General features: G+C 69.6%; 10 protein-coding genes. 9 read left to right on the top strand and 1 reads right to left on the bottom strand.

Features of this window, described 5'->3' with window-relative positions; translation table 11 throughout:
- Positions 1-707 precede the first annotated feature (707 nt).
- The 9 genes from ABD256_RS20025 to narI all read left to right on the top strand — a co-directional run bounded on the left by ABD256_RS20025 (position 708) and on the right by narI (position 16,179).
- Complete coding sequence (locus tag ABD256_RS20025; RefSeq protein WP_344420680.1) at positions 708-1,994, top strand: aspartate kinase; 1,287 nt, start codon at positions 708-710, stop codon at positions 1,992-1,994.
- A gap of 83 nt (positions 1,995-2,077) precedes the next feature.
- Complete coding sequence (locus tag ABD256_RS20020; RefSeq protein ID WP_344420677.1) at positions 2,078-3,451, top strand: aspartate aminotransferase family protein; 1,374 nt, start codon at positions 2,078-2,080, stop codon at positions 3,449-3,451.
- A gap of 62 nt (positions 3,452-3,513) precedes the next feature.
- Positions 3,514-7,551, top strand: a complete 4,038-nt coding sequence (locus tag ABD256_RS20015) for a Pls/PosA family non-ribosomal peptide synthetase (protein ID WP_344420674.1) — start codon at positions 3,514-3,516, stop codon at positions 7,549-7,551.
- Between the two features lie 23 nt (positions 7,552-7,574).
- Positions 7,575-8,435, top strand: a complete 861-nt coding sequence (dapF, locus tag ABD256_RS20010; RefSeq protein ID WP_344420671.1) for a diaminopimelate epimerase — start codon at positions 7,575-7,577, stop codon at positions 8,433-8,435.
- A 40-nt stretch (positions 8,436-8,475) separates the two neighbouring features.
- The gene (locus ABD256_RS20005; RefSeq protein WP_344420668.1) at positions 8,476-9,000 is read left to right on the top strand and encodes a MarR family winged helix-turn-helix transcriptional regulator; all 525 of its coding nucleotides are present in this window, start codon (positions 8,476-8,478) and stop codon (positions 8,998-9,000) included.
- Positions 9,001-9,570: 570 nt separating this feature from the next.
- On the top strand, positions 9,571-13,278 hold the full coding sequence (locus ABD256_RS20000; protein WP_344420665.1) for a nitrate reductase subunit alpha: 3,708 nt from the start codon (positions 9,571-9,573) through the stop codon (positions 13,276-13,278).
- On the top strand, positions 13,278-14,855 hold the full coding sequence (narH, locus tag ABD256_RS19995; protein WP_344420662.1) for a nitrate reductase subunit beta: 1,578 nt from the start codon (positions 13,278-13,280) through the stop codon (positions 14,853-14,855). Before ABD256_RS20000 ends, narH begins: the two co-directional genes overlap by 1 nt.
- Positions 14,852-15,469 carry a nitrate reductase molybdenum cofactor assembly chaperone gene (gene narJ / locus ABD256_RS19990; protein WP_344420659.1) on the top strand — a complete coding sequence of 206 codons (618 nt, stop codon included), beginning with the start codon at positions 14,852-14,854 and terminating at the stop codon, positions 15,467-15,469. Before narH ends, narJ begins: the two co-directional genes overlap by 4 nt.
- The gene (gene narI / locus ABD256_RS19985; RefSeq protein WP_344420656.1) at positions 15,466-16,179 is read left to right on the top strand and encodes a respiratory nitrate reductase subunit gamma; all 714 of its coding nucleotides are present in this window, start codon (positions 15,466-15,468) and stop codon (positions 16,177-16,179) included. The genes narJ and narI overlap by 4 nt, the downstream gene beginning before the upstream one ends.
- A 308-nt stretch (positions 16,180-16,487) precedes the next feature.
- Here the strand turns inward: narI and ABD256_RS19980 are convergent, their stop codons facing one another.
- Complete coding sequence (locus ABD256_RS19980) at positions 16,488-16,619, bottom strand: hypothetical protein (protein ID WP_344420653.1); 132 nt, start codon at positions 16,617-16,619, stop codon at positions 16,488-16,490.
- Positions 16,620-16,622 lie beyond the last annotated feature (3 nt).

Below are 16,622 nucleotides of genomic sequence, written 5' to 3'. Positions count from 1 at the left end.
AGTTGGTTACTTGCACTCGAAGAACCAGGGTTTCCGGTACCGGACCCACTCGCACATCGACAATACTCCACTAGTGCAGCACCATTGCGCACGTGCATCAGTCCGCACCGCCGCGCGCGAGACCTAAACCGGGCAAGAATGACAATCGTTCGGCACAAACCTGCACCGTGGCGACAAACCAGGCATCCATATCGTGCAGTTGATCATGAATAGCGGCGTATCCCGTACCGCCGTTTGCGGCAACTCTTCCGGAGGTATCGGGGAGTTCCCCGTTGCGCTACATTCGTAGACGGTTGAGCCGGGTACGTCCGGCTAATTCCCTGCGCCACCACAGGAGTGGAGAGCTGTGTCCAGTCGCCTCGGCAAGACATCGAGCCGAACAATGGTACCCGGCACAAATGGCTCGAACGAGACATCGTGCACGACTCCGGCCCGCCGCGATCAACCGTGTTGCCAGCCTCGCCGGGAAGCATGCCGATGTAGCGCCGATGGGGGTTCCCGATTCCACGCGTGACCTCGCAGGCCACGCTATCGCGAAGGTAATTCACAAAACTGTCCGCCCCGGCCTTTCTTCCGCCGCCGGGGCATCCGCAGCGAGCTATGGCGCCACCCCTTTGACGTGTTCCGCCATGGCGGCTTCCGAGCGCACCGCGCCGAAGCCAGCTCAGTCGTGCGCGGAACTCTACACATCGAGGGGTCTGGAGCTCATGAACAATTCTTGCGAGGTGCCGGAAACGGTCTCGCCTGATCCGCGCACGTCCATCCGGCTCGGCGGCGCGGCACCATCGGGACTGGTGGTGCGGAAGTACGGCGGTTCGTCACTGGCCACCCCCGAACTGGTGCGCGCGGTCGCCACCAAGATCGCCACCGCCGCCGAGCGCGGTCAGCAGGTCGTCGTGGTCGTCTCCGCGATGGGCGCCACCACCGACGATCTGGTCACGCTGGCGGGAAAGGTCGCCATCCGGCCCGATCCCCGCGAACTGGACCAGCTCATGGCCACCGGCGAGCAGGCGTCGGCCGCGGTGCTCGCGCTGGCGCTGCAACGCCGTGGTGTGAAAGCGGTTTCGCTGTCCGGGGACCAGGCCGGGGTGGTGGTCGACGGGCCCGCGGGTGACGCGGTGATCGCGCACGTCGACGCGAGCCGGATCTTCGACCGGCTGCGTGAGGCGCAGGTCGTCGTGGTGGCGGGATTCCAGGGCCGCGACCGCGACGGGGAACTGCGCACCCTCGGCAGAGGCGGCTCGGACACCACGGCGGTCGCGCTCGCCGCCGCGCTCGGCGTGAGCTGCGAGATCTACACCGACGTCAAAGGGGTCCACACCGCGGACCCCCGCATCGTGCGCGACTCCACACCGCTGCCATCGGTGTCCTACCGCGCGATGACCGAGCTGGCAGGCAACGGCGCACGGGTACTGCACCCGAGATCGGTGGCACTGGCCGAACGACGCGCTGTCCCGCTTCTGGTGACGCATTCCGCGGGCGAGGGCGCGGGCACCACGGTCGAGGACGCGCCGCCGCTGGAGGCAGGGCCCGAGGTCGTCGGGATCGCCCACGAACGCCAGGTCCGGCTCGTGCGGCTCACCTGCGGCGACGTACCGCGGGGCCGGTGCGCCCGCGCTCTCGTCGAACTGATCGGACTCGGCTTGAGACCGGACGTGCTGACCTGGCACGCCCCCGGCGATCTGCGGTTCACCGCGCGCGGGCAGGCCGCGTCCGCGGACGTCGTGCGCGAAGTGGCCGAGCGGCTCGGCGCCCGCTGCGAGATCGACGACGGGTTCGGGTCGATCTCGGTGGTCGGAGTCGCCCTGCTCGACGACCCGAGGTACCTGATCGGGCTGCTGCGCGCCGCGGCGGAACCGGATGCCGCGGTACCCGCGATGGCCACGTCGCCGAGCAGGCTCACCGCCGTGGTGCCCGCACGGCGGATCGAGGCCGCGGTCGGCGCGCTGCACCGCGCGTTCGGGCTGCACCAGCCGCAGGGAGCGCGGCGGTGAGCCCGGCGGCGGACTCGCCAGCCTATCTGGATGTCCACTATGGACCAGACAAGGGGCGTGCGCGCCCCGGCGAGGAGAACCCGATGACCGGCACCCTTGGCGGCCCCAAGGCATCGCGCCAGCCGTGGCCGCACGTAACGGGTGACCTGCCCGGCCCGCGCTCGGCCGAGCTGCTGGCGCACCAGGACCGGTGGGAGTCCAACGCGAGGGTCTACTCCCGGCACTTCCCGATCGCGATCGCCGACGCGCAGGGCAGCTACGTCCGCGATGTGGACGGCAACGTGTTCATCGATTTCCTCGCCGGCGCGGGCGTTCTCTCGCTCGGGCACGCCCATCCCGAGGTCATGCGGGCGGCGACCGGCCAGTTCGCCACGCTGACCCACGGGCTCGACTTCCCCACTTCGGTGCGGCGGGACTTCATCGACGCGCAGCTTTCCATGCTCCCGGAAGCACTGCGCGACAAGATGAAGGTGCACTTCTGCGGGCCGACCGGGGCGAACGCCGTGGACGCCGCGCTCAAGCTCTGCAAGACCGCGACCGGTCGCGGTGACGTCGTGTCGTTCCAGGGCGGCTTCCACGGCTCCACGCACGCCGCGATGGCGCTGACCGGTCTGCTGTCGCAGAAGCAGCCGATCGCCAACGGCATGCCCGGTGTGCACTTCTTCCCGTACTCCTACTGCGCGCGGTGCCCGATCGGGCTGCGCAAGGACACCTGCGACACCAATTGCGCCAGTGTCCTGGAGCGGTCGCTGCACGACGCCAACGGCGGGATGGCGCCGCCCGCCGCGGTGGTGCTGGAAATGGTGCAGGGCGAAGGCGGGGTCATCCCGGCGCGGCGGGAGTTCGTGCGCCGGATCCGCGACGTCACCGCCGAACTGGGCATCCCGCTCGTCGTGGACGAGGTCCAGACCGGCTGCGGCCGGACCGGGACGTGGTTCGCCTTCGAGCAGTACGACATCGAGCCCGACGTGATCGTCGCGTCCAAGGCACTGAGCGGGATCGGCATGCCGGTGGCGCTGCTGTTCTACCACCAGCGGCTCGACACCTGGGCGCCCGGCGCGCACACCGGCACCTTCCGGGGAAACCAGGTCGCCTTCGCCGCGGGCGCCGAAGCGGTGCGCGTCGTCCGGCGTGACGACGTGCTCGGCAACGTGCGACGGCGCGGCGCGCAACTCGGCCAGCGGCTGGCCGTCCTCCAGCACCACCCGTGGGTCCGCGAAGTCCGCGGCCTCGGCCTGATCTGGGGCATCGAGCTCGCCGATCCGCGCGGCGGCGGGCCCGCGAGCGAGGCGGCGGCTTCGGTGCAGGCGCTGGCGCTGCGGAACGGGTTGATCGTCGAGCTCGGCGGCCGCGCCGACGGGGTGGTCCGCCTCATGCCGCCGCTGACCGTGACCGCCGACGTCGTCGACATCGCGTGCGACATCCTCCTCGACGCCATCGAGGACTCCTGCCCGTAGGAGCTTTTTCCGGCTCAACCGCACCGAAAACCGATCTTCGGGGAACGCAGAGGGGACCGAACATGACGAGCTTGGACTCGCCGGGGATATCCACCGGCGCGGTACCGGCGCGCACCACCGCGGTGCTCACCACCCGGCAGGCGCGCGTACTCCCGGACTACTTCGAACAGACCGCGGACCTTCGCCAGGACGCGGTCGCCGTGGTCTGCGGCTCCGCCGAACTCGGCTACCGCGAACTGGACCGCGAAGCGAACAGGCTGGCGCGGCTGCTCCGGGACCGCGGCGTCCGGCCAGGCGACACCGTCGGAATCCTGCTGCCGCGGTCGTTGCACACCTACGTCGCCGTGCTCGGGGTGCTCAAGTCGGGGGCCGCGTACGTGCCGATCGACCCGTCGTTCCCCGAGGACCGGTTGGCCTACATGGTTTCCGACGCCGGCTTGAGCGACCTGGTGACCACTTCGGAGTCGCGGGAGCGGACACGGGCACTCGACTGCCCCGTGCTCGAACTCGACCTGGCAGGCGAGGAACTGGCCGCGCACTCCGGTGACCGCCCCGGCATCGCCATCGACCCCGAATCGCCGTGCTACGTCATCTACACCTCCGGCTCGACGGGCAAGCCGAAGGGCGTGGTGATCTCGCACGCGAGCATCGCCAACTTCCTGCGGGTCGCCACCCCGATCTACGGCGTGACCGCGTCGGACCGGGTGTACCAGGGCATGTCGATCAGCTTCGACTTCCACCTCGAGGAAATGTGGCCCGCCTGGGTCGCCGGTGCCACGCTCATCGCCGGGCCCAACGACGCCCGCCGGTTCGGGAACGGCCTCACCGACTTCCTCACCGAGCACGGCGTCACCGTGCTGTGCAGCGTGCCGACGCTCCTGACCACGGTGGAGGACGACCCGCCTTCGGTGCGCTGCCTGCTGGTGAGCGGGGAGGCGATGCCACCCGACCTGGTGCGCCGGTGGTCCCGGCCAGGCCGCCGCATCCTCAACTGCTACGGCCCCACCGAGACCACCGTTTCGTCGAGCTGCACCGAACTGCTGCCGAACCGCCCGGTCACCCTCGGCACCCCGTTCCCGACCTACCGCTTCTACGTGCTCGACGAAGACCTGTGCGAGGTGGCCGACGGCGAGGCGGGCGAGATCTGCATCGGCGGGCCCGGCGTCGGCATCGGCTACCTGAACCGCGCCGAGCTGACCGCGGAGCGGTTCATCCCCAACCCCGTCGCACGCGATCGCGCCGAGGTGCCGAGGGTGTACCGCACCGGTGATCTCGGCACGCGCACGCCCGATGGCGAGTACGAGTTCCTCGGCCGGATGGACACCCAGGTCAAGATCCGGGGCTACCGCATCGAACTGGGCGAGATCGAACAGGTCATCCGCGACGACAGCGCCGTCGAGAACGCGGTCGTCACCATGCTCGACCGCGACGGGGTGCCGGACCTCGTCGCCTACCTCACCCTTCGCCCCCACAACGGGTCCGATCCCGGGCACGCGCGGCTCCGCGGCCGGTTGCACACGACACTGCGGCAACGGCTGCCGCCGTACATGATCCCGTCGTTCGTCGAGGTGCTCGACCGCTTTCCCTTGCTGGCGGCGGACAAAGTGGACCGTTCCGCGCTGCCGCCACCCACCTCGCGGCCGCTCGGCTCCGTCGCGGGCGCACACGTGCCGCCGGAAGGTCCGCTGGAGACCGAACTCGCCGAGGCCTGCGCGCGGATCCTCGACCAGCCGGAGGTGTCGGTGGAGGCCGACTTCTTCTGCGATCTCGGCGGGCATTCCCTGACCGCCGCCCGCCTCGTGTCGCGGCTGCGCGCGCTTCCCGCCATGCGAGGACTGGCGATGGAAGACGTCTACGCCCACCCGACCTTGCGCGGCCTCGCCAAGTACGTCGAAACGGAACTCGCCGCCGCTTCGAGCACCACCGACCGCACCGCGACGGGAACACCGGAACCGATCCGGCATTCGTCCCTGCGCGTGTGGGCCTGCGGCCTCGCCCAGTTCGTGCTGCTCTACGGCTGGCTGGGGCTGATGTCCGCGCCCACCCTCGCGCTGCTGTTCTTCGCACTGGACAAGGTGGGCGCCGGGCTGGCCCCCGGCACCGGCGCGACCGCGGCCATGGACAGCCTCGACCTCGCCACCGTCATCCCCATCTGGGCAGGCTGGTTCCTGGTCACCACGTTCGCGCTGCCGGTACTGGGCTGCCGCCTGGTGCTGGCCGGCGTCCGGCCCGGCTGGTACCCGTTGTGGGGGCTGACCTACCTGCGGTTCTGGTTCCACGCCAGGATCGCCGCGCTCGCACCACTACCGGTGCTGGCGGGCACCCCGCTGATGACGCCGTACCTGCGCCTGATGGGCGCGAAGATCGGCAAGCGCTGCCAGCTCGCCACCCCGATGATCGGCCTGCCGAAGTTCGTCGAGATCGGCGACGACGTCAGTATCGGCGACCGGGCGCGCATCGAGACCTACCTCGTCGACGGCGGGCGGCTCCGGCTCGCCCCCGTCCGGATCGGCGACGGCGCCCACGTCGGCACGAACACCGCCGTGCTGGCCGGGGCGGACATCGGCGCGAACGCCTCGGTCGGGCACCAGTCCCTCGTGCACGCGGATCTCCGCGTGCCGTCGGACGAGCACTGGGCCGGCGTTCCGCTGCGGCGCCTTCCCGCGATGCCCGCGCTGCTGGCCACCATGGCCGAGCGCGCCGACACCCGCCCGTGGCGCGCGTCGATCATCGCCGGATACCTCGCCGGGAGCCTGCTGCTGCTCCTGCTGCCGACGATGCTGCTGATCCCCAGCGGCGCGGTGCTCGTGATCGCGCTCAACGACGGTGGCATCGGCTTCGTGGTGGCCAGCGCCGTCCTCGCCGGACCGCTCCTCGTACTCGTCGCCTGCGCGCTGCTGATCGTGGGCAAACGGGCGGTGCTGCCACGGGTGCGGCCCGGCCTCTACTCCGACCGCGGGGCCTTCGGACTCCGGCTGTGGCTGTCCAACCGGCTGCTCGACCAGATCGTGCTGCAGATCCGCACCGTCTTCTGCACGCTGTACGCCATTCCGGTCCTGCGCGCGCTCGGGCTGCGCATGGGCAAGTGGTGCGAGGTGGCGGTCCCGACCCACCTCAACGTCGACCTCGCCCGGTTCGGCGACCAGTGCTTCCTCGCCGCGGGGGTCGTCATCGCCCCCGGCGTCTACCACCGCGGGCAGGTCGCGTTGAACCCGGCCGAACTGGGCAACCGCGGGTTCGTCGGCAACGTCGCGCTGGTACCGGGCGGCGCGAAAATGGGCGACAACAGCCTGCTCGGTGTGATGTCGGTACCGCCGGAGAAGCCGATGGACCCGGAGACCACCTGGCTCGGCTCGCCGTCGTTCTTCCTGCCACGCCGCCAGATCAGCGCCAAGTTCCCCGAGAAGCTGACCTACGCCCCCACCCCGGGGCTGGTGGCGAGCAGGCTGTTCCTCGAACTCTTCCGCGTCTTCATGCCGTCCATGCTCACCGCGCTCGGCACGTTCGCCGGGCTCTACGCGATGGCCCAGCTGCTCGCGCACGTCCCGCTGCTGGCCGTGGCCGCGCTCCTGCCCGCGATCACGCTGGCGGTCGGGCTGGCGAACACCCTCGTGACGGCCGCGCTCAAGTGGCTGGTGATGGGCAGGTACCGCCCGCGCACCGAACCCTACTGGGGCACCTGGGTTCGCGGCACCGAGCTCATCACGGGTCTGTACGAAGCGGTCGCGGTGCCCCAGCTCGTCGGGAACTTCACCGGCACACCGTGGATTTCCCCGCTGGTGCGGCTGTTCGGCGTCCGCGTCGGCCGCCGTGTCTGGCTCAACAGCGTCTCCTTCACCGAGTTCGACCTGGTCGAAATCGGCGACGACGCGATGATCGGCCAGGAAGCCGACCTGCAGACGCACCTGTTCGAGGACCGGGTGATGAAGATGTCGTACTCGAAGGCGGGGGCGAGCGCGTCGGTCGGCAGCCACGCCGTCGTCCTCTACGACGCCGAAGCGTCCGCCGGATCGTTCCTCGACGCCGATTCGCTGGTGATGAAGGGCGAAACCCTCCCCGATGCCAGCGGCTGGCGAGGAATTCCCGCCCGTCCGCTGTGACCTGCCCGGAATTGGAGACCACGATGACGCTGAACCTCGACAACGACACGCTCGATGCCGACTACCACGCGCTGCGGCAGCGGATGGTCGGCGAGATCAAGCTGGACCGCGTGCGGTTCGCACTCATGCACGGCAACGGGAACACCATCCTGGTCGTGGACACCGACCTCAGTGGACTGTCCGAAAGCGACATAGACGGCGCACTGGCGCGTGCGCTGTGCCGGAGCTTCACCGCGATCAGGGTGGACGGGATCTCCTTTCTCTCGATGACGCGCAGACATGTGCGGATGACGTACTTCGAAGGCGACGGAATGCATTCCCAGATGTGCGGGAACGCGTTGCGGTGCTCGACGCGCTACTGCGTGGAGCGGAACTACATCTCCCCGGCGGAGGACTTCATCGCCACCGACGACGGCCTCAAATGGGTCTCCGCTGCCAACGACCGGATCAGGGTCGCGCTCGGGCACGGGCGCGAGTTCCGGCGCCTCGAGGAGGACCGGTGGTTCGTCTTCAGCGGGCTGCCCCACCTCGTCCTCGACGTCGGCGACCTGGACGCGGTCGACGTCCGGACCCGCGGCGCGGCGCTGCGGTTCGACCACCAGCTCTGCCTTCGCCTCAACCATCCCGAGGGCCTGCACGTCGACTTCGCGCAACGGCACGGCGACCGGGTCGCCATCCGCACCTACGAACCGGGCACCGAGGACGAAACCCTCGCCTGCGGCACCGGCGTCGGCGGCACCGCCTACATCGCGCACCGCGCGTGGGGCATGCCGTTCCCGATCAAGGTCACCACGCTGGGCGGCGACATGACCGTCGAGGAAAACGACCACGGGCTCGTCATCAGCGGCACCACCGGCTACCTCTTCGACGCGATCGACCGGTAGCCGTACCCGAAACCGCGCACCGTTCGCCTACTGTGTGCGGATGGCCGAGCAGCGCGCGACGGGTTCCGCGGACGAGGACGCGGCGCTGCTGGCCGCCGCGAAGGTGATGGTCGCGGTGTCCGTCCGCGCGACGGCCGCGGTGGCGGACGCGGTGTCGCCGGCGCAGCTGCGGACGCTGACCCTGCTCGACGAGCACGGCGAAACCAATCTGGGGGACCTCGCCGATCTGCTCGGCATCGTGCCGTCGGCCACGAGCAGGCTGTGCGCCAAGCTGGTCGACGCCGGCCTGGTCCTGCGCCGGACGTCCCCGGCGAGCAGGCGCGAGGTGCTGCTGCGCATTTCGGCGGCCGGCCGTCGCCTGCTCGCCAAGGTGAACGCCGTGCGGCTTCAGCGGCTGCGCGCCGTCATGGCGGAGCTTCCTTCGTCGCGGCGGTCGACCGTGGCACGCGCCCTGCGCTCGTTCGCCGACGCGAGCGGACAGCTCGACGAGGACACCTCCCGCGACCGTGACAGCTCCGGGCACGACGCCTCCACCCGCGGTGACAAGATGCGGCACGACGGCTGAGGTAGAGGTTCGGCGATCCGTGCCTGTGCCCCGAAGGCGACCTTCAGGGCATCAGCCTCGGCATGCTCCCCGCCGTGAGGGGTGAGAATGCGCCACCAGGCGCCCCCGGCCCTCGGACGCCCCTGAGACAGTGATCACCTCACCGGGTGATCGACTTCCGGCGAACCGTTGCCCTACGCTAACTGTTGCCTCATGGCAATGATCTTCACGCCACGGCGCCGCCCCCTCGGTGCGGCGCCCCTCCGGCAACCCCTCTTCCCCGGCGCAAGGAAAATTTCTCCGCCTTTATTTCATCAACACTGCTTATCAACGCCGTTCCATTGACGCGGAATTTCGGTAGGTACCCCTACTGGCGCTTACCGAGGCACTTTTCAGACCATTTCGGACAAGCACGCACCAGATCCCCGAAATGCATGGTCGTTTCGAGTGAACCGCACCGCGCATTCCCACCCCGGCGGCGAAGTACCCGGCAACCGCGCTACAGTCGGAGCGTTCCCTGCCACACCTGGCCGAATTCACTCCTCCGGCCGGGCTCATTCATCGCGTCTGTTTCCGATGGAGGCCAAAGAATTGGCTGGTCGTATCACCCGGCGGGCCGGAAAAGCCGCCGACGCACTCGATGACCGCGCCTCGGACGCGCTGCTCCGGCTCGGCCGGTACCTCACCCGCGCGGAAAGCTCGGCCGACCTGCACGCGGTGCACCGGGTCGGCGGCCGCGACGGTGACGCGTTCTACCGGGACCGGTGGAGCCACGACAAGGTCGTCCCGTCCACGCACGGGGTGAACTGCACGGGCTCGTGCCGGTGGAAGGTGTACGTCTCGGACGGCATCATCACCTGGGAGAGCCAGGATCCCGACTACCCCTCGGTGGGCCCGGACAGCCCCGAGTACGAGCCGAGGGGGTGCCCGCGCGGCGCGTCCTTCTCCTGGTACTCCTACTCCCCCACCCGCGTGCGGTTCCCATACGCGCGCGGCGTGCTCGTCGAGATGTACCGCGACGCGCGACGCCGCCTCGGCGATCCCGTGCTCGCATGGCGATCCATTGTGGACGATCCGGTGAAACGGCGGGGCTACCAGCGCGCACGGGGCAAGGGCGGGCTGGTCAGGGTGTCCTGGGACGAGGCTGCCGAGATGGCCGCGGCCGCGCACGTGCACACCATCGCGACCAGGGGCCCGGACCGGATCGCCGGTTTCTCCCCGATCCCGGCGATGTCCATGGTTTCGCACGCGGTCGGCTCGCGGTTCATGGCGCTGATCGGTGCGCCCATGCTCTCCTTCTACGACTGGTACGCCGATCTGCCCGTCGCCTCGCCGCAGGTGTTCGGGGACCAGACCGACGTGCCGGAGTCCGCGGACTGGTGGGACGCGGCCTACCTGGTGATGTGGGGGTCCAACGTCCCGGTGACCCGCACGCCCGACGCGCATTGGATGGCCGAGGCGCGCTACCGGGGCCAGAAGGTCGTGGTGGTCTCACCGGACTACGCGGACAACACCAAGTTCGCCGACGAATGGCTGGCACCGCACCCCGGCACCGACGCGGCGCTCGCGCTGGCGATGGGGCACGTGCTGCTGAAGGAGTTCTTCGTCGACCGCACGGTGCCGTACTTCACCGGCTACGCCGGCCGCTACACCGATCTGCCCTTCCTGGTCACCCTCACCGAACGGCACGACGCGCTGGTACCGGGGAAGTTCCTCACCGAGGCCGATCTCGGCGGCGACGGCGCGCAACCGGAGTGGAAGACCGTCCTGATCGACGACCGCACCGGTGAACCCGTGGTACCGAACGGATCCGCGGGCTTCCGGTGGAACGAAACCGACCGCGGGCGGTGGAACCTCGATCTCGGCGACGTGGTGCCGAGGCTGACCATGCTCGGCAGCGCGGACCGTCGCGACGTCACGGTGCTGCTGCCCCGTTTCGACGCCACCGACAGCGAAAGCGCGGTGCTGCGCCGTGGCGTCCCCGCCGCGCACGTGGGCGGAAAGCTGGTCACCACGGTTTTCGACCTGCTGCTCGCCCAGTACGGGGTGCGGCGAGAAGCGCTGCCCGGCTCGTGGCCGTCCGGCTACGACGACGCGGAAGAGCCGTACACGCCCGCGTGGCAGGAGCGGATCACCTCGGTGCCCGCGGCGAGGGTGGCCAGGATCGCCAGGGAGTTCGCCGAAACCGCGGAAGCGTCGCAGGGCCGGTGCATGATCCTGATGGGCGCGGGCACCAACCACTGGTTCCACTCCGACACGATCTACCGCTCCTTCCTGGCGCTGCTGACGCTGACCGGGTGCCAGGGCCGCAACGGCGGCGGCTGGGCGCACTACGTCGGCCAGGAAAAGGTGCGGCCGCTCACCGGGCACGCGACGCTGGCCGGCGCCGCCGACTGGGTCCGCCCCGCGCGCCAGATGATCGGCACGGCCTACTGGTACCTGCACACCGGGCAGTGGCGCTACGACGGCGTGCGCAACGACGCGCTCGCTTCACCGCTGGCCGAAGGCACGCTCGCCGGGACCAGCGCGGCCGACACGCTCGCCACGTCGGCGCGGCTGGGCTGGATGCCGTCGTTCCCGACCTTCGACACCAGCCCGCTCGATCTCGTCGACCAGGCCGAAGCCGCGGGCGCCGATCCCGCCGCGCACGTCGTCGAGCGGCTGCGCGAGGGCACGCTCGGGTTCGCCGCGGAGGATCCCGACGCGCCGGAGAACTGGCCGCGCGTGCTCACCGTGTGGCGGTCCAACCTGCTCGGCTCCTCGGCGAAGGGGCACGAATACTTCCTGCGCCACCTGCTGGGCACCGACGCGAACCTCCGCGCCGCCGAGGCCCCGCCGGAGCTGCGGCCGAAAACCGTTGAATGGCGAGACGAAGCGCCCGAGGGCAAGCTCGACCTGTTGCTGGCACTGGACTACCGGATGACGAGCACCACGTTGTTCGCCGATCTCGTGCTCCCCGCCGCCACCTGGTACGAGAAGCACGACCTGTCCTCCACCGATATGCACCCGTTCGTGCACTCGTTCAACGCCGCGGTCGACCCACCGTGGCAGACCAGGACCGACTTCGACGCGTTCCACACCATCGCGAAGCGGTTCAGCGAGCTGGCTGAGACACACCTCGGTGTCCGAAAGGACCTCGTGGCCACCCCGATGACGCACGACACCGCGAGCGAACTGGCCCAACCGGGCGGCGTCGTGCGCGACTGGCGCCACGGCGAGGTCGACGCGATCCCGGGCGTCACGATGCCGCAGCTGACCGTGGTGGAACGCGACTACCCCGCCGTGGCGGCGAAACTGGCCGCACTCGGTCCGCTGCTCGACGAACTGGGCACCTCGTCGAAAGGGGTCACCTACGACGTGCGGTCCGAAGTGGACTGGTTGCGCGCGAAGAACGGAGCCGCGAAATCGGGACCGGCCAAGGGCCGTCCGCGCATCGACACCGACATCCGCGCCGCGGACGCGGTGCTCGCGCTCTCCGGCACCACCAACGGCAGGCTGGCCACCCAGGGGTTCCGTACGCTGGAGAAGCGCGTCGGCACCGAGATGGCGCACCTCGCCAGCGAACACGAAGGCAAGCGGATCTCCTTCGCCGACACGCGATCGCGTCCGGCCGCGGTGATCACCAGCCCCGAGTGGTCCGGGAGCGAAAGCGGCGGGCGGCGGTATTCGGCGTTCGTGATCAACGTCGAGCAGCTCAAACCGTGGCACACCCTCACCGGCCGCCAGCACTTCTTCCTCGACCACGACTGGATGCACGAACTCGGCGAAGCGCTCCCGGTCTACCGGCCGCCGCTGGACATGCACCGGCTCTTCGGCGAGCCGAGGATCGGGCCGCACGGCGCCGAGGTGACCGTGCGGTACCTGACCCCGCACAGCAAGTGGTCGATCCATTCGACCTACCAGGACAACCTGATCATGCTCACGCTTTCCCGTGGCGGGCAGGCGATCTGGATGAGCCCCGCCGACGCCGAAGCGATCGGCGCACACGACAACGACTGGATCGAAGCGGTGAACCGCAACGGGGTCGTGGTGGCGAGGGCGATCGTGTCGCACCGGATGCCCACCGGCACCGTTTTCCTCTACCACGCACAGGATCGCGCGGTGAACGTGCCGAAGAGCGAAGCCACCGGGAAGCGCGGCGGCACGCACAACTCCCTGACCAGGCTGCTGATGAAACCGACCCACCTGATCGGCGGGTACGCGCAGCTCTCCTTCGGCTTCAACTACCTCGGCCCGACCGGCAACCAGCGCGACGAGGTCACTGTGATCCGCCGCCGCGCACAGGAGGTGACCTACTGATGCGGGTGCTCGCGCAGCTCGCCATGGTGATGAACCTGGACAAGTGCATCGGCTGCCACACCTGCTCGGTGACGTGCAAGCAGGCGTGGACGAACCGCGCCGGCACCGAGTACGCCTGGTTCAACAACGTCGAAACCCGGCCGGGACAAGGATATCCGCGCCGGTACGAGGACCAGGACCGGTGGCAGGGCGGCTGGGAGCGGACGAAGTCCGGCCGCCTCCGGCTCCGCGCGGGCGGCCGGTTCAAACGGCTCGCCTCCGTGTTCGCCAACCCCCACCTGCCCGAGATCAGCGACTACTACGAGCCGTGGACCTACGAGTACGCGACGCTGATCGAAGCGCCGCTCGGCGACGACGTGCCCACCGCGGCGCCGAAGTCCGCCGTCACCGGCAAGCCGATGCAGCCGGGCTGGGGGCCGAACTGGGACGACGACCTCGGCGGCTCGACCGAGCACGGGACCGCCGATCCGATCGCCGAGAAGCTCCGCGACCAGCTCGGCGTGGAGATCAAGTACGAGTTCGAGCAGACCTTCATGTTCTACCTGCCGCGTATCTGCGAGCACTGCCTCAACCCGGCGTGCGTGGCGAGCTGCCCGTCGGGGGCGATGTACAAGCGCGAGGAGGACGGGATCGTCCTGGTCGACCAGGACCAGTGCCGCGGCTGGCGCATGTGCGTCACCGGCTGTCCTTACAAGAAGGTGTACTTCAACCACAAGACGGGCAAGGCCGAGAAGTGCACGTTCTGCTACCCGCGCGTGGAAGCGGGCCAGCCGACGGTGTGCTCGGAAACCTGCGTCGGCAGGCTGCGCTACCTCGGCGTGGTGCTCTACGACGCGGACCGGGTCAGCGAAGCGGCCGCGGTGGAACACGAGCACGACCTCTACCCTGCCCAGCTCGACATCATGCTCGACCCGCACGATCCCGCCGTCGTCAAGGCCGCGGAACGCGCGGGCATCCCCCACGACTGGATCACCGCGGCGCAGCGCTCGCCGGTGTACGCCCTCATCCACGACTACCGGCTGGCGCTGCCGCTGCACCCGGAATACCGCACCCTGCCGATGGTCTGGTACATCCCACCGCTGTCCCCGGTCACCGAAGCGGTCAGCGAGACGGGGTTCGACGGCGAGGAAGCGGGCAACCTCTTCGGCGCGATCGACGCGCTGCGGATCCCGGTCGAATACCTGGCCGAGCTGTTCACCGCGGGCGACCCCGGCCCGGTGCGGGATGCACTGCGCAGGCTCGCCGCGATGCGGTCGTACATGCGCGCCGTCAACCTCGGGCGCGAACCCGACGACAGCGTGCTCGACACCGTCGGGCTCACCGGTGAGCAGATGTTCGCGATGCACCGGCTCCTCGCGCTCGCCAAGTACGACGAGCGCTACGTCATCCCGACCGCGGGCATCGGGCAGGCGCACGACCTGGAGAGCATCGCCACCGAATGCAGCCTCGACGTCGACGGCGGGCCGGGCATGGGCGGCCCTGCCCCTTCCCCGGAGGACGGCCAGGTGGATCTGCTCAGCTGGCGCGCGGGCACCCGGCCCGATTCGCTCTTCCCGAGCCTGCGCGGTGGGCGATGAGCCTCCGCAAGCGACGGGCGCCGGTCGACCGGCGGACCCGCGCGATCGTGCGCCAGATCGCGGGCTGGTGCCTGCAGTACCCCGACGACGCCGTGCTCGGGAAACTCGTTCTCCTGCAAGCATGTCTCGACGAACTCGGCACCACCGCGCCGGGACACGACGAGCTGACCCGAGTGCTCAGCCATCTCCGCGAGGGCGAAGCGGGCGAGCTGGCCGCCCACTACACAGAGGTGTTCGACCGCAGGCCGCGGCGCACCCTGCACCTGAGCTGGTTCAGCCACGGCGACACGCGAAGGCGCGGGCAGGCGCTCGCCGATCTCAAGGCCCAGTACCGGAAACAAGGGTTCGCGCTGGCCGAAAACGAGCTGCCGGACTTCCTGCCGGTGGTATTGGAGTTCGCCACCGCGGCCCTCGACGACGAGGTGCTCGCCGGTTTCCACGCCGGGCTGAACCTGCTCCGCGACAACCTCGCCGCGCACGGCACGCCGTACGAACACGCGGTCGCCGCGGTCCTCGCGACCATGCCCTCGTCGGAACAACCGCCCGCGGCCGAACCGCCGGTCGAACTCGTCGGTCTCGATCCCTTTCCCACCGGAGCCGGAGGTGGCCGATGAACCTGCTGCTGTGGGGCGCCGCGCCCTACGTCACCATCGCGTTGCTCGTCGCCGGGACGATCTGGCGGTACCGGCACGACAAGTTCGGCTGGACGAGCCGCTCGTCGCAGCTACACGAATCGAAGCTGCTCAAGATCGCCAGCCCGATATTCCACTTCGGACTCCTGATGGTGGTCGGCGGCCACGTACTCGGCCTGCTGGTCCCCGAAGGCGCGACGGAGTTCTTCGGCATCGACGAGGAGAACTACCACGAGGTGTCGCTCGCCGCCGGGACCGTCGCCGGATTCGCCACCGTCGGCGGTCTCGGTCTCCTGCTGTGGCGGCGGTTGCGCACCCCCGCCGTGCGGCAAGCGACCTCGCGCAGCGACCGGTACATGTACGTGGTGCTGGCGCTCGCCCTGATCGCGGGCCTGGCCACCACGCTGATCGACAACGGCTTGCGCGGCCCCTACGACTACCGGCTGACCGTCGGCCCGTGGTTCCGCGGCATCCTGCTCCTGCACCCGCGACCGTCCCTGATGGCGAACGCCCCGATCGACTACCAGTTGCACACCGGCCTCGGCATGCTCCTCTTCGCACTGTGGCCGTTTTCCCGCCTCGTCCACGCCTTCAGCGCCCCGATCCAGTACCTCGCCCGCCCCTACGTCGTCTACCGGCGCCGCGACCGGCACCAAGTCGGCACGCGCACACCACGCCGAGGCTGGGAATGACTCGTGGGTTACCGGGATCGTCGTGACTGACCTCGGCCCGGTTCGATTGCAGGTGCCGATTTTGTTGCTGTGGCGTCGTTTCTCTGTGCGCCCCTGGGACTTGTTGGCTTCGGGTAACCATTCAGGACGACGGCTGGCACCCTGACGACCACTCACACAGGCCCGTGACCCCGAAGCCGCTGATCACCCAATTCCTCCGCGCTGTCAACGTCGGTTTGTTCCCGCATCCGAATCCCAGTTGAAAATCCGCGCTCCGCAACGCCGGCGCCGGAAAACGCCCCCTACTCCTCAGCATGCCAGTGCAGGGGTCATTCGAGTTCGCGGAGCCCCCGCATCCGCACCATCTCGATCATGGGCGTCAATTCTTCCGGCACCTCGTCGCTCACTCCCGGCGAGGCGGCGGATCTGGTCGTGCCGCGCGCCGACATCGACGCCGTCATGGT

The organism is Amycolatopsis minnesotensis (assembly GCF_039529815.1).
Taxonomy (GTDB): domain Bacteria; phylum Actinomycetota; class Actinomycetes; order Mycobacteriales; family Pseudonocardiaceae; genus Amycolatopsis; species Amycolatopsis minnesotensis.
Note: the sequence above shows the minus strand (reverse complement) of the source record. Positions and strands in the feature narration are given on the sequence as shown.